Origin of the sequence: Streptomyces sp. NPDC086835 (assembly GCF_044745705.1) — a bacterium.
GTDB lineage: Bacteria > Actinomycetota > Actinomycetes > Streptomycetales > Streptomycetaceae > Streptomyces.
Map to the genome: position 1 here is coordinate 1 of NZ_JBIVAU010000018.1, position 13,226 is coordinate 13,226.

Annotated in this window: 12 protein-coding genes; 3 read left to right on the plus strand and 9 right to left on the minus strand. The window is 70.5% G+C overall.

Annotation, left to right across the window (positions count from 1 at the left end; translation table 11 throughout):
• Positions 1–334: 334 nt before the first annotated feature.
• The 5 genes from ACIPJI_RS34675 to ACIPJI_RS34695 all read right to left on the minus strand — a co-directional run bounded on the left by ACIPJI_RS34675 (position 335) and on the right by ACIPJI_RS34695 (position 4,672).
• Positions 335–628: a DUF2530 domain-containing protein gene (locus tag ACIPJI_RS34675; RefSeq protein WP_356622489.1), complete on the minus strand. Its 294-nt coding sequence runs from the start codon at positions 626–628 to the stop codon at positions 335–337.
• Between the two features lie 351 nt (positions 629–979).
• Positions 980–1,231, minus strand: a complete 252-nt coding sequence (locus ACIPJI_RS34680; protein WP_402250856.1) for a hypothetical protein — start codon at positions 1,229–1,231, stop codon at positions 980–982.
• A 102-nt stretch (positions 1,232–1,333) separates the two neighbouring features.
• Positions 1,334–3,082: a pentapeptide repeat-containing protein gene (locus ACIPJI_RS34685; protein ID WP_402250858.1), complete on the minus strand. Its 1,749-nt coding sequence runs from the start codon at positions 3,080–3,082 to the stop codon at positions 1,334–1,336.
• Positions 3,083–3,458: 376 nt separating this feature from the next.
• A complete protein-coding gene (locus ACIPJI_RS34690) occupies positions 3,459–4,505 on the minus strand; it encodes a hypothetical protein (protein ID WP_402250860.1) in 1,047 nt (348 codons plus the stop codon).
• Positions 4,502–4,672, minus strand: a complete 171-nt coding sequence (locus ACIPJI_RS34695; RefSeq protein ID WP_402250862.1) for a hypothetical protein — start codon at positions 4,670–4,672, stop codon at positions 4,502–4,504. The genes ACIPJI_RS34690 and ACIPJI_RS34695 overlap by 4 nt, the downstream gene beginning before the upstream one ends.
• 542 nt (positions 4,673–5,214) lie before the next feature.
• Between ACIPJI_RS34695 and ACIPJI_RS34700 the strand changes: the two genes are divergently transcribed.
• The 3 genes from ACIPJI_RS34700 (at position 5,215) to ACIPJI_RS34710 (ending at position 10,949) form a co-directional block, all read left to right on the plus strand.
• Entirely contained in the window at positions 5,215–7,674 is a 2,460-nt protein-coding gene (locus ACIPJI_RS34700) for a hypothetical protein (RefSeq protein WP_402250864.1), read from the plus strand.
• Positions 7,671–8,201 (plus strand): hypothetical protein, encoded by a 531-nt coding sequence (locus ACIPJI_RS34705; RefSeq protein WP_402250866.1) that lies wholly within the window; start codon positions 7,671–7,673, stop codon positions 8,199–8,201. The genes ACIPJI_RS34700 and ACIPJI_RS34705 overlap by 4 nt, the downstream gene beginning before the upstream one ends.
• A gap of 150 nt (positions 8,202–8,351) precedes the next feature.
• The gene (locus tag ACIPJI_RS34710; protein ID WP_402250868.1) at positions 8,352–10,949 is read left to right on the plus strand and encodes a DEAD/DEAH box helicase family protein; all 2,598 of its coding nucleotides are present in this window, start codon (positions 8,352–8,354) and stop codon (positions 10,947–10,949) included.
• Between the two features lie 214 nt (positions 10,950–11,163).
• Here the strand turns inward: ACIPJI_RS34710 and ACIPJI_RS34715 are convergent, their stop codons facing one another.
• The 4 genes from ACIPJI_RS34715 to ACIPJI_RS34730 are packed head-to-tail and all read right to left on the minus strand — an operon-like array spanning position 11,164 to position 13,178.
• Positions 11,164–11,412, minus strand: a complete 249-nt coding sequence (locus tag ACIPJI_RS34715) for a hypothetical protein (protein WP_402250870.1) — start codon at positions 11,410–11,412, stop codon at positions 11,164–11,166.
• A complete protein-coding gene (locus tag ACIPJI_RS34720) occupies positions 11,409–11,666 on the minus strand; it encodes a hypothetical protein (RefSeq protein ID WP_402250871.1) in 258 nt (85 codons plus the stop codon). The genes ACIPJI_RS34715 and ACIPJI_RS34720 overlap by 4 nt, the downstream gene beginning before the upstream one ends.
• Before the next feature lie 20 nt (positions 11,667–11,686).
• Positions 11,687–11,845 (minus strand): hypothetical protein, encoded by a 159-nt coding sequence (locus ACIPJI_RS34725; protein ID WP_402250873.1) that lies wholly within the window; start codon positions 11,843–11,845, stop codon positions 11,687–11,689.
• A 52-nt stretch (positions 11,846–11,897) separates the two neighbouring features.
• Positions 11,898–13,178 (minus strand): helix-turn-helix domain-containing protein, encoded by a 1,281-nt coding sequence (locus ACIPJI_RS34730; protein WP_402250875.1) that lies wholly within the window; start codon positions 13,176–13,178, stop codon positions 11,898–11,900.
• Positions 13,179–13,226 lie beyond the last annotated feature (48 nt).

Here is a 13,226-nt window from a genome sequence, read left to right on the forward strand (position 1 = left end):
CCCGCGGAGCGGGTACCACATCGCTGCGCGATGTGCAAGCGAACACCCGCGCTGCGCGCGGGTGTTGCGCTCCCGCTCCGCGGGAGCGCTGTGGGGCGCGGCGCGCCCCACTCAACCCGGCTGCTTCGCAGCCGGGTTGACGCTCCGTTCGCTGCGCTCCCGGAGCTGCGGGACTTCGTCCCACGGCTGGTCTTCCGCTTCGCTCCAGACCGGCCGTGGCGGGTCCGCTGCGCTCCCCCGCCCGGACGGGACTTTCGGCTTCGCCTTCAGTCCTGTGGCCCGCTGACGCGGGCCAGGCTGGCTACAGGGTGGGGGTTCTCCGGGCTTGTGGGGTTCAGGCGTTTGCGTGGCGTGTGGCGATGGCTCGTCGGGGTGCGGCGTGATGCGCCGGCTTGTGTCCTTGGGCGGCCTGGAGGCGCTGCAGCCACAGGGAGGCGGTGCCGAGCAGGCCGAGGAAAACCGCAAGGAGGAGTAGGGAGACCCACATCTGCCGGCTTCCGGGATGAGTCCATCCCGTCCAGGCCGCGGCGGCCGCCCACAGCAGGACGCCTGCTGTGTAGAAGGTGCGGACTCGGCGCAGCTGCCGTACGGCCCGCAGGGACATGAGGTGTTCAGTCTTCGGTGCCATGCCGGCCCGTGTACCCGGATTCGCGCTATTGATCGGGCGGTTCGCCTACTTCTCCCGCCTGCCCAACTGCGCCGGCCGGACGGTCCTTCCGGCTGCGTTTCCAGAACGGCTGCTGGCGCGGACTGGGCCGGCTACGAGGATGGGGGGATCTGTGTTGTGCGGCGGGGTGGGGCCGGGGTGCTTAGCCAGCTGTTTCCTTCGTTCTAGAATTTTTGGTGAATCCGGTTTCAGGGTATGTGCCTCCTTGGGCTGAAGGTTGCGGAGGCGGGTGTGGTGTGTCCGGGTGGGTGAGGTGATGTCAGTTGGGGTCGGCTGCGCAGAATTTGGTTCCTCTTCGCGCTCGGGCGGGTGTCAGTCGTGCTGCCACCAGGTCACTGCGAGGCCGGCCAGGAGGGCGCCGATGTGGCGGACGGCTCCAGTTATGGCACGAGGAGCGCCGAGTCCGGCTGATCTGCGGGTGATTCGCGAACTTGCCGCGAGTGTGGTGGTGGTGACGGCCAGCCAGTTGGAGAGCTGGCGGCGGGCGGGGGTGTTGCCGCGGCATCGGCGGCGGGGGCTCGGGAGGACGAGCGGTACGCCGCCGGTGTCGGTCAGGCGGTGCATGCCGTGCTGGGCACGTCGAGGTTCCCTGAGCGGGCCCGAGGCGAGTCTGCGGCGGCGCCGGGTGGCCGTTGGGTGTTCGGTTTGCCGCACCCAGGCCGGGGGTCAGCGTTTGATGCGTGAGCGGATGGCGAGGACCCCGAGGGCAAGAAGGGTGGGTTCGAGGAGGCGGGAGATCATCTCGATGTAGGTGCCGACGGTGGTGAGGTTCTGCCCGCTGGAGCGGAAGACCACCGAGTTGACGGCGACTCGGGTGGCTTTCTCCGCGCGGGCCCACGTCATGCGCTGCAGCCATTCCCCGTCCAGAGCAGGGGCGGGGGTGCTGGTGTTGAGGCTGATCTTGCTGCCGTTGAGGGTTCCGGTGGTGGCGGAGTCGGGGGCGTTAGTGGGCAGGCCAAAGCTCATCAGGAACAGCACGGTCAGGGACATGGCTGCGAGCAGACAGGAGAAGGCCCGCCAGGCGCGCAGGCCGTAGCCGGACAGCAGCCAGTACCACCACAGCAGGCGGCGTTCTCCCTTCGTGGTGCCGGTCGGGTCGTGGCGGCGCATCTCGCATTCGCCGTAGTAGAAGTCGGCAGCGCCGGGCTCGTTCTTGCCGTCCTCGAACGCCTTGCGCAGCTGCCGGTACAGTGCCGCGACCTCTTCCGGGCCGGGGGTGCGGGCGGGGCCGGTGTGGTGCGGTCCGGGACGCCACAGGTGGGGCCTGGGGTCTTCGCCCGCGGAAAGGGCGGGCTGGCCGGCGGTGTAGGCGCGCCAGTGGTGTTCCTCAGCGAGGACGCGACGTCGGGTGAAGCCCACCGGCCGCATGCCGCGGCGGTGCCAGCCGGTTGGGGCGGGGGCGAAGGTGGTACGGCCTTCCAGACGGATCTGGTCAAGGTGGAAGGCCCCGGAGAACAGGCAGTCGGTGAGGTCGGTGTCGATCAGCACCAGGTGCGCGGCGTCCACGCCCTGCACCGAGACGACCCGTGCCCGGTCGGAGTTGCAAGGCGGCGTGCCGGGGCCTGTCAGCAGGTCCTCCCCTATTGTCCTGCCGACGCTGGTGAAGGGAGTGGTGTGGGTGATGACGGCTGAGGGGGCGGTCAGGACCGCGTGGCTGAGGTCCACAGTCGCGTACCGCACCCGCACAGTGGCTGTCGACTCCCACCGCGTCCGCTCACACACCACCGCCGTTGCGGCTATCTCCAACGTCACCGGCAGCACAAACACCGCCCCGGACAACACCACTTGCCCCGCACACACCAACGGCCCGAAATCCGACACACCCTCAAAGTGCGCCCTGTCGAACCTCGCCTCCCAGGAGAAATTCGTCCCGACGAACCACGCGTCGCGGGAGAACTGCGCCTCGACGAACACGGCGCTGGCGGAGAACCGCGTCCCGGTGAACCGGGCGTCGTTGGAGAACTGCGCCTCGACGAAGCTGGCGCGGCGGGAGAACTGCGCCTCGACGAAGCTGGCCTCGCCGGAGAACTGCGCCCTGCTGAACCGGGCGTCGCCGAAGAACTGGGCTCCGTCGAACTGGGCGTTGCCGGAGAACTGCACACCGATGAAATTGGCCTCGCCGAAGAACTGCGCCCCGATGAACAGGGCGCGGCCGAGGCGGGCTTTGCCGGTGGAGGGGTCGTGGAGAGCGTGGAGAAGGTCCTCCAGCAGATCTTGAGTGAAGGGAGTGCCGCGGTGGTCTATGACGGCGCCGGGGGCCAGGCCGGTCAGGTAGTCGGTGCGGGCTGTGTCGGTGAGGTGGGCCAGGCATACGGTGTGGCCGGGGACGTGAGAGCCGCGGCAGCCGACCGAGTCGCCGGCCGGATCCGCGCCGTGCCCGCAGGGCTGCGGGGACAGCAGTAGAGAGGTACTCATGGTGCGGCGGCTCCAAGGGCGTGTGGCAGGTGCCGGTATGGACGCTCAGAGGACCGGTGCCGGTTCAGGCCCGGGGCCCGCAACAGGTTGGCCGCCAACGCGAGATCACCGGCGAAAGCCGATGGTGGGCCTGCGGGGGAAGGCGGGTGTTGCCCTGTACCCGGCACGGCGCGGTTCAGGCGGCCGGACGGCCGGTGAGGACTGCGGCGGTACACACGAAGCCGGGAGCACCCGCCCGCAGCCCTCCAGCCACACCGTCGCCATCGCGGTGGTCGAGCCGGCCCTCCTCTCCGGCAGTAGCGAAGGCACACCTTGCTCATCGACTGAGAGGCCCTGCCCGCCCGCGCCAGCGACCGGGAGGTGAAGGCGGAAGGCGTCACACTGGGCCACCGTCCGGTGTCGGCGCAGTGGGGGCGGCCAGCAGGCGGTCCATGCGGTCCTGGTAGCGGTAAAGGTCTTCAGCCCAGTCAGGGATGAGGAGATACTGCACCGTGCTCAGGGTGATCGCGGCCTCCCCCAGCCGACTGACGGGGGCGATGCCTCCGGCACGGACCCATTGCTCCCACATCGCGTCGTTCATCAGCGCGGTCAGCATCTCGGCGTCGGCGCGCTCCAGGAGCAGCTTCATCAGCGTGGAGGAGGCCTTGGTGCATGCGCGGACCGCCTCGCACAGCAGATGTGCGTCTGCTTGCTCGAAGACGCGGACCAGGCCGGGCAGTCCGTGAGCCAGCGGGGAGAGGGCGCGCAGGTCGGTTCCTGTTTCGTCGGCGGTGATGTGGGCGGCGGTGATCCGGTCGAGCCGCTCGGGTGGGCCGGTCCACGCGCTGCGCCAGGTATCGGTGAGTTCTTCGGGGCTGATATCGGCCATGCCGCCGGTCAGCAGCCGGGCACCGATGCGGATCAGCGTGGCGTCGAAGAGGTTGGACACCGTGCGGGGCTCGGGCAGGACGATGCCTGCAGTGGCGGCGTGGTCGCGCAGGAGGCCGCCCAGGTCCCGTCCGATGGCGCGCCGCCCCCGTCGTAGCCGCTCGGCGAGGCCCTGGCGGGCCTCGAAGGCGGTGTCGCTGTCACCCTGAGGGATCTGATCCAGGGTGATGCCGGCCTGGCGCAAGGGCAGTTGGATGGTCTGGATCAGGGCCTGGCGCAGTAGGGCGGCGGTCTGTTCGGTGTCGTCGATTGCCCAGAATGTCCAGCCGATCCAGCTAATGCCGCGGCCTGATCTGGAGAGGGCGGCGAGCCATGCGGTTCGGTGGACGATGTCGGGGCGCAGCGCGCTGGTTGCGGGGTCGGTCCACTGGTCTGCCGGGGCCAGCCAGTGCTTGGCGCGCCAGCGTTCGAGCTGGTGGGGGGTGATGGTCAGTCCGAGGCGGCTGACCTCGGCGGCCAGGGCGAGTTCCGCGGCGGTGGGCGGGGTGCGGGTCATAGTCGGCTCCTGCGGTCCGGGCCAACGGCCGCGTAGACGGCGGTCGCTGTGGTGAGGGCGCTGGTCCACTGCTGGCTCCGGGTCGCCAGCACCGCGGCGGAAGTCACCATCAGCCACAGCAGGGTCCGGCGGGCGGTATCCGGTCCGGGCCGTCGTGTCCTGTTCACGGTCGCGCTCCCTTTCACGTCGGCTCCCCGGGGTGGGGGCGGCGCTTCTATCTGGTCACACCGGCCGCGCGGGGAAGGGAAAAACCTCGCGGGGCAGCCTGTGCAGGGGGTGGGGGCGGGCGGTCAGATCCGCGCGTGAGGCGTCTTCCCATTCGTATGATCTTGTCGTTCTACGCGCGTCCTCTATGTGACTTGTCCGACTAACCATGCATCTGACAGACTTTTAGGACACGTCAGTGGTCTCAACGACCTGCCAGCCCTGTGCCGCCGTCGGCGGAGAGGGCGTGAGCCGTGCGCTGCGGAATGCCTCCGTTCCTGGGAGGCTCCGGTAGCGCGCCCAGTCTCCGGTGGTGGACTCGAAGAGGCAGACGGTCTTCGCCGGTGCGCGCTCAGCGTGCATGACGGTGACGGCGGCCCGTGCGGGTGCTCCCCGGAAGGGAGTTCCTGCGTCTCGGGTGCGTGTCGCACCCGGCAGGACCGCCGGATGCGTTCGTTCGCACCCGGGGTCATGAGGGCTTCCGGGAGAAGGACCGTCTGTTTCCATGTCTACCCGTAAGACCGCCCCCGAGGGGCCCTTCCCGTACCCGACCACTCCTGAGTGGGCGGAGCACCTCTACGAGGCCATCACCAACACGTGCGCGGCCGAGGGCTTCGCGCCCGTTCCCCGGCAGGCCGTGCTCGAGGCGCTCGCCCCGGCGCTCGGTCAGGGCGAGGCCAAGCGCGTCACCGAAAGCCGCCGCAACGCCGGCCGCTTCCTGCGCGCGACCGCCTACCACGTCGAGCAGCGCGGCACCGACGGGGCGCTGCTGCTGCTGAATGTGGCCCTGCACGGGGCGGCGACGCTGCCCTGGGCCAACAACGACCGCACGCGCAGCGAGTGGCTGCACCCCTCGCCCGAGAACCTGGCCCGCATGGAGGAGCTCGTCGACCAGCAGCGGGTGGTGGCCGAGTGGACCATGGCCCGGGAGCGGGCGAAGACGGCCCAGCGGGCTCTGGCCCCGACCGCGCCGCGGGCGGAGAAGGACGCGGCGGTGTCCGCGGTGAAGAACGCCGAGGACGAACTGGCCCGTGCGCAGCGGGAGCTTCAGGCGCGAGAGCAGGCGCTGGGGGGCCGGCGTCCGCTGCCGGTGGTGCGGGCCGTCGTGGAGGACGGGCTGCCGCTGGCCGCGCTCACCACGGAGGAGGTCCGTGCGGAGGTGGCCGGCGAGGTGCAGCGCTACGCCGTGGAGATGCTGCAGCGGCGGGCGCGGCTGCGTTCCTACGATCTGGTGGAGTCCCTGGTGCAGGAAGGCCAGCGGGAGCCCACCGTGGTGGTGCTGCAGCGGACACCGGTGGTCGGCCGGGACGGGGTCCGGCGGCACATCTGGCGGGGACGCCAGGTCACCGGCAACAACCGCGGGGATGCCCGGCTGCAGGTCCTCGAGGTGGTGGCGCAGCAGCTGCTGACCGGGATGCCGCAGTACCTGCTGAGGCTGGAGGGGGAGGAGGAGAACCGGCGGCTGGTCCTGCTGGGTCTGGGCGAGATCCTTCGCCGGATCAGCACCCTGCTCAACACCGAGTACGCCGACCCCGACCGTGACCCGGAGGGGCGTGCGGAGCGGGCGCTGCGGATCGCGCAGGTGCCCGCCCGTATTGTGGTCGGTGCCAGGACTCCGGAGCGGCTGGAGGAGTCGCTGCGCCAGCTGAACGTGCACGACCATCTGCGCGGCCAGCTGAACTACGGCGAGATGGACCGCAGCCTGGGGCTGTGGTCGACCCTGGTCAAGGCCTACCAGGCCAAGGGTGTGCTGGGCGAGCTGCTCGCCAAGGAGGTCGCCCAGGGCCGCATCCAGGCTGGGGACCTGGACGAGGACGCGATCGCCGACGCCCTGGTCGGGGCCCGGGCCCTGGACGAACTCGCCGTGCTGCTGCCTCCGGGCGATGAGGTGAGCGCTCTGACCCTGCGCGATGTCGCGGTTCGCTGCGCGACGGTGATGGTCTTCCCGCCGGTTCCGCCGCGCCCGGAGAACCTGCCGCCGCGGGCGCACATGCCCACCGGCCAGTACTGGCCGGTGGTGCGCACCGCCCTGCAGGAGGCGTCCTGGGCCCAGTCGAGCACGGCCCGCACCGATCGCCGGACGGATATGTGGGCGGCCGTGGTCGCCCAGCATTTCTCCCACCGCGGCAACCCACTCGCCGCCCGGGGCCTGTTCAGCGCGCGCGACGTGCAGTACGGGGCGCGGCCGGACGCGCGCAGCCTTCTCTCGCTGCTGACCGCCTGCCACCAGGGGGATGCCGAGGCCTGGGAGGTCCTGGTGCGACGGCACCTGGTGCCCGGGCTGATCAACGCGCCCGAGCCGTTCGTCACCGCCGGGCAGGGCTCCGAGAAGGGCGAGGACCGCAAGGGCGTGCGGCGTACGCCCGCCAACGCGGTCCAGGCGCTGGTGAACGCCTACACCGTCCCGCCGGAGGGTGTGACCCGCGAGCTGCTCATCGCGTTCGCCGACGCGGTCCTGCGCGCCCCGGAGTCCGCGGGCGGGGCCAGCCTCGTGCCGGGCACGTTCTGGGCGCCCGACGCGCACGGCAACCCGCGCGAGGGCACGCTCGCCGACAAGGGCTGGTACGACACGACCTTCCCCAAGATCGCGTCCTCCAGGAAGCGCAAGCCGGCCAAGGACTCCGTCGACGACGACAGCAACAAGGGCGAGGAGAGCGGCACGCCGACCGAGGAACTCGAGGAGGAGATCCTCGAGGACCCGGCCACCCGGATGACGCGCCTGCGTTCGGCGCTTACCTCCATGGTGGGCAGCAGCGCGGACGCCGTCGCCACCGCTGCCGAGCAGATCGGCCTGCTGCTGGCGAACGTCGAGGACGCCGTGCGGGCCCGCGAGGAGGCCGGCGCCGAGGAAGAGCCGGCCGAGGTGCAGAAGTCGTACGTGAAAGAGCTGCGCGAGATCAAGAAGCAGTGCGGGGAGATCATCGAGCAGCTGGACTCGGCCACTGTGGAGGTGACGTCGCTGTGAGCCTCGACTGCTGCGCGGAGCCGGTCGCCGGACCGGTGGTTGACACGAGGGTGCTGCGTCACACGTGGACGGCGCTGGGCCGCCTCGTGCGCGGCGGCTGGCCTGCCCCGTACAGCTTGGAGTCCGATCAGCGGGTGCAGACGCTCGCGGTCCTGGACGAGGTGCTCGCGGGGCTGTACCTGGCGGTCGACGCCGACGGGCGGCTGCGGTGGCTGGGCAAGGCGCACCGCGGCGGCGGAGTCGGTGCCCGGCTGCGGGACCACTTGCGTCATCCCGAGCGCGCCCGTGTCTACGCGGGAGTGTTCGTCGTGGAGGCCGATCCGTTCAGCCCGCCGCAGGCGGTCAAGGCCGCCGAGGGCCGGGCCGCCGATCTGATCGGGCTGCGCGGCCGCATGGGCCCGCGTACGTGGCCAGTGGTCACTCAGGAGCAGTGGCTCGCCCTCGTCACCTCCCGGCCCACGTCGCGGATCGTCCGTCCCCGGCCTGCCGGGGACGACACCGGTGACCGGTCGGCGGCACCGGCCTGACGGACCCGACCCGGTCCGTGAACGGGTGCCTTCCCGGCCGCCGCTTCCAGGCGTGCCGGGAAGGCACCCCGCCGGTGGGCGCGGGAGTCAGACCGCGGCAGGGCCGCACCGAGGCCTGGGGACGTCGGTGCGGCGCGAGGCCGTCGCCAGGTGTGCGGCGGCCCTGAAGAACGAAAAAGTGCAGGCGGCGCAGGGCCGCCTGGTCGGGTGAGGGAGGACAGCGAGATGGCGCTGAATTGGGACCTGATCGGCACGGGGGACAGCGAGGCGCTGCTGCGGCCCCGGGACATCTACGCGGGGCTGGCAAGTCGGCCGTGGCCGTATCTGCGGCATGAGCAGGGCGAGGTGCTGGACAAGTGGTTCGATCGACGTGAGCAGCAGGATGTGGTGATCAAGCAGAACACCGGCGGGGGCAAGACGGCTGTCGGCCTGCTGATCGCGCAGAGCACGCTGAACGAGGGCATCGGCAAGGCCGTGTACCTGACGCCGGACAACTACCTGGCCAAGCAGGTCCGCGAGGAGGCCGCCAGGCTCAGTATCGCCACCACGGACGATCCGTACGACCCGGTGTTCCTCACGGCTCAGGCCGTGCTGGTGACGAACTACCAGAAGCTGATCAACGGCAGGTCGGTGTTCGGGGTCGTCGGCGACGGTAAGGAGCCGCACGAGCTGGGCATCGTCATCGTCGATGATGCGCACGCAGCGCTGGCGCGGACCGAGGACCAGTTTCGGCTGGGGGTGCCCGCCTCGCACGAGGCGTACGGCAAGCTGCTGGAGCTGTTCGCGCATGATCTGCGCCATCAGTCGGCGAATGCCTGGGCGGGACTGGAGGACAAGGATCCCACTGCTTTGGCGCCGATCCCGTTCTGGGCGTGGGCCGACAAGCACGACGAGGTGCTGAAGATCTTGCGCCCGCACCGGACGGAGCGGGTCTTCGAGTTCGTGTGGCCGCTGCTCGCCGAGGTGTTGCGCCTGTGCACCGCGACGGCGACGTCGGCGGCGATCGAGGTCAGGCCCTCGTGCCCGCCGATCGACCGCATCACCTCGTTCGTGCGCGCCCGCCGCCGGGTCTACCTGACTGCGACACTTGCCGACGACAGCACCCTGGTCACCGACTTCGGCGCCGACCCCAAGCTGGTCGCGAAACCCGTCACGCCGGGCAGCGCCGCCGACCTTGGGGAGCGGATGATCCTTGCGCCGGTGGCGCTCAACCCGGACTTGGACGAGGAAGCCGTACGTGTACTGGCCCGCCAGTTCGCCGACGGGGACCAGGACGGCGACAGCGTTGCCGAGACGAAGCCGGTCAACGTCGTCGTGCTCGTGCCCAGCGAACGGGCCGCCGCGGCCTGGGCGCGCTACGCCGACCACATCTGGCGGGTCGGTGACCTCGAGGCGGGTGTGAAGAGGCTGCAGGCCGGTCACGTAGGCCTGGTGGTGCTGGTCAACAAGTACGACGGCGTCAATCTCCCGGCCGACGCCTGCCGTCTGCTCATTCTCGACGGGATTCCCCGGCCCCTGGACTCGGTGGAGCGACGCGAAGCTGTCGCACTGGCCGACAGCACCGTCCGCCTGGCCCGCGAGGTCCAGCGGATCGAGCAGGGCATGGGACGCGGCGTGCGGGACGGCGAGGATTACTGCGCGGTCCTGCTGCTGGGCGCCAAGCTCGCCACCGCCATTCACGATCCCCGCCACCTGGCTCTGTTCTCCCCTGCGACGCAGGCGCAGTTGAGGCTGAGCCGGGACATCGCGGGCCAGATCAAGGGTGAAGGGCTGAACGATGTGCGCCAGGCGCTGCGGGCCTGCCTGGGGCGGGTGCCGCAGTGGCGGGAGCGCAGCCGGCGGGCGCTGGCGGAGGTGCGCTATGCCGAGCACGGGACGGTGCGGCCGGAGGCCGTCGCCCTACGGGAGGCGTTCGATTTCGCGGCCACCGGCCGCCACTCGGCTGCGGCCGAGCGGGTGCAGAAGGCGGTCAACGACCTCGGCGAGGGTGACAAGGCGCTGCGGGGCTGGCTGCGGGAGCAGAAGGCCGCCTACCTGCACCTGACCGACCCTGTGGCCGCCCAGCAGGCCCTGGCCGGGGCAATGGCCGACAACACGTTCGTTCTGCGGTCCGTGCACGGCGCCGCCCCCGTGCGGCTTAAGGCGGCCGCAGTGCAGTCACGCGCCGCCGCCGAGTTCCTGGCCGCCCAGTACCACGACGGCGTCAGCCTCCGGCTCGGCGTGCAGGCATTGTTCGAGGACGTGGTGTGGGGCGAGGAGGAGCGCTCCGATGACGCCGAGCGGGCCTGGCAGCAGCTCGGACTGCACCTCGGATTCGCCAGCACGCGCCCGGAGAAGCTGTACGGCACGGGCCCGGACAACCTGTGGGCGCTCTCGGCCGAGCAGCAGGCCGTCACTGAGCTGAAGACGGGCTGCACCACCGAAACGATCGCGAAGACGGACATGAACCAGCTCGGCGGCAGCATCCGCTGGCTCAACGACCACACCCCGGAGGTGAAGGCTCTCCCGGTCATGGTGCACCCCAGCCGGGTCAGCGACGCCAAGGCCAACACGGTGCCAGGCATGCGCGTCGTCACGCCGGACCTGTTCGCCAAGGTGAAGGAGGCCGTGACGAGTTACGCGGTTGCGCTCGCCGCCGCGCCGGACCGGTGGGCGAACGAGCAGGCCGTCCGGGAGCAGCTCGCGCACCACAAGCTCACCGGCGACCGGTTCTTCACCACCTACGCCGAACCCGTGCGCACGCCTTAGTCGCCGCAGGCGCCGCGGACCAGTGGGTGTCCTGCCATGAGGCTTTGGCAGGACACCCACCAGTGCACCGGAACAGGGGAGCGGGTGTGCGGACGTTGGTCGTGACCGGCCCACAGCGCGGCCGGGTGTGGGACTGGCACCTCGGGCAGGGCTGGTGGGGCCCGAGTAGCAGGAAGGCCACCTGGAGGACCCTCGGCGTCCTGGACGTCGACGGTCAGACGGTGATGGCGAAGACCCACAGGTGCGGGTTGGGGCCCGGGAGGCTCACGTAGTGGACGATGGCGGCGCTGGTCGTGATGACGCGCACGCTCTCGTCCATCTCGTACTTGTCGGCCTGCGGCCAGGACCATGGGTCGGAGCAGGCGCGCAGCACGGCGTGGTGGAGCTCTTCCCTGTCCGGGATGGGCAGGTGTTTGATCGTCTCGCCGACGTTCTGGGCGAAGCGGGCGGGGATGGCCGTCACGCGCCGAAGACCTCGCTCATGTCCATTGCGTCTTCCTCGGACTGGCCGGTGGCCTTCCACTTCTTGTAGGCCGCGAGGGCGTGCATCTGCGCGCGGGCCTCCCTGAGAGCGGGGCTTCCGGACGCCGCGGCCTGGTCGGCGGCGAGCACGTCGCTGACGTAGTCGCCGATGCTCATGCCGGCGCGTGCGGCGGCGGCCCTAACCTGTTCTGCCAGCTCCTCGGGAACACGTGCGTTCAACTGAGTCGTAGCCATAGCGGAATCCTAGCGATCTGCTACGCGACGGTGGGCGAACTGCTGCCGGTGGCCGGAGGTTCAGGGGCGATCACTCGTGCCATGTCCCGGTGGATTCGTTCAGCGTCCTTGCGGACCTGAGCTGGGATGTCGCCGCGTTCGACGACGAGCCGGCTGTAGATGGGGGTTTCCTGAGACACGGTTCGTCCTTCCTTCTGAGGGCCATCCGGCCTGCGGCGTTCTGGGCGGGGCCTACATCTGGGGGTCGAGGCCGAACTGGGTCATCAGGTCGGTGAAGAGGTCTTGCGCGGTCTCGCGCAGGGCATCGTCCCCGCCGGTGGGGATGAGAGTGCCGACTACGGGCTGGATGAGGTGGGGGCGGCGGGCGTAGGCGGGAATGTCCGTGAAGCCCCCGTACTCGATGACGACCGGCGCGAGACCGGACCCTGGTCCGGACCTGGCGATGGTCGCTGTCAGGTGCAGGACACCGTCCACCCGCAGTCGGCGCCCGAGTTCCTGAGCGGTGGCCGCCAAGTCCCGGCAGCAGGCTCCGAGGAAGGCCTGGTGGACCAGGGCCTCCCATTCGGGGGCCGCTTCCCCGAGGAAGTCTTCCCGGATGGCCTTCCAGGAGAGGTTGGCCGCGAGCACGACGCTGCCGTCGTGGTGCAGCTCGGCGTAGATCTCCCGCCCACCTCCCAGGGTCAGCGTGTTCAGTACCCAGCGGCGCAGGCCGGGGCGGGGGTTGGAGGTGACGATCTGCAGGCCTGCCAGGGGGCCGGGGGTCAGATCGTTGGTGGTGAGGGTGCGGGAGCGGGCGCGGGCGCTGTTGATGACGGTGGTGGCGTCCTCACGGGCCGGGCGTGGTGCGGTGCGGGGCAGGGGGCGTTCGGGGCGTGCGACGGCGAGAAACCAGGCGGACGGGTCGTTCTGCCGGGCGGAGACGGTGTCCTGGGCGTAGTCGAGGAGGCGCTGGACTTCTTCCTCGGTGCGCTGGGCGCGGGTGAAGCGGTCGCGGTAGGCGCGTTCGATCTGGTGCTCGGCCATCCAGGCGGTGTGGTCCTTGTCCCGGTACGGGACAACAGCGGCCTGCTGGTCCTTGTCCTTGGCGGCGGTGCCGTAGACGTGGTGGGGTGCCATGGTGCTGGCCGGCACGTCGACCACCAGCACGCTGATGCCCTCGGGTGAGGTCAGCGGTATGAAGTCGAGGTCCGGGAGGTAGGGCTGGACGTGGTTGCGGACCCACTGGGCGTACTGCTGCGTGTTGACCTGCTCCAGGTCGATGCCGACCAGCTCGATGGTCTGGTCGCGCACGCCGAAGACGAGCAGTCCGCCGCGGGTGTTCGCCATCGCGGCGACGTCCTTGGCGAACTCGTTCCACCGCCCGTCCTGGGGCCGTTGCGGCAGCTGCTCCTTCCAGTCCAGATCGTCCGACTCCTGCAGCCGTTCGGCGGTGGCCCTTTGGACCATGTCGAAGGAGAGCGGGCCGGGAGGAGTACCGAGGTGCTCGTGCAGTCGTGTCCAGGAACGGGCCATGCCGGGCAGCGTAAAGGGCGGCACTGACAGCGGTCCCGCGGACGAGGG

What these genes read in the sequence shown, in the direction of transcription:
- ACIPJI_RS34730 (WP_402250875.1), bottom strand. Translation starts at nt 13,178, where the DNA reads ATGGCCCGTTCCTGGACACGACTGCACGAGCACCTCGGTACTCCTCCC.
- ACIPJI_RS34720 (WP_402250871.1), bottom strand. Translation starts at nt 11,666, where the DNA reads ATGGCTACGACTCAGTTGAACGCACGTGTTCCCGAGGAGCTGGCAGAA.
- ACIPJI_RS34680 (WP_402250856.1), bottom strand. Translation starts at nt 1,231, where the DNA reads ATGCACCGCCTGACCGACACCGGCGGCGTACCGCTCGTCCTCCCGAGC.
- ACIPJI_RS34690 (WP_402250860.1), bottom strand. Translation starts at nt 4,505, where the DNA reads ATGACCCGCACCCCGCCCACCGCCGCGGAACTCGCCCTGGCCGCCGAG.
- ACIPJI_RS34675 (WP_356622489.1), bottom strand. Translation starts at nt 628, where the DNA reads ATGGCACCGAAGACTGAACACCTCATGTCCCTGCGGGCCGTACGGCAG.
- ACIPJI_RS34700 (WP_402250864.1), top strand. Translation starts at nt 5,215, where the DNA reads ATGTCTACCCGTAAGACCGCCCCCGAGGGGCCCTTCCCGTACCCGACC.
- ACIPJI_RS34685 (WP_402250858.1), bottom strand. Translation starts at nt 3,082, where the DNA reads ATGAGTACCTCTCTACTGCTGTCCCCGCAGCCCTGCGGGCACGGCGCG.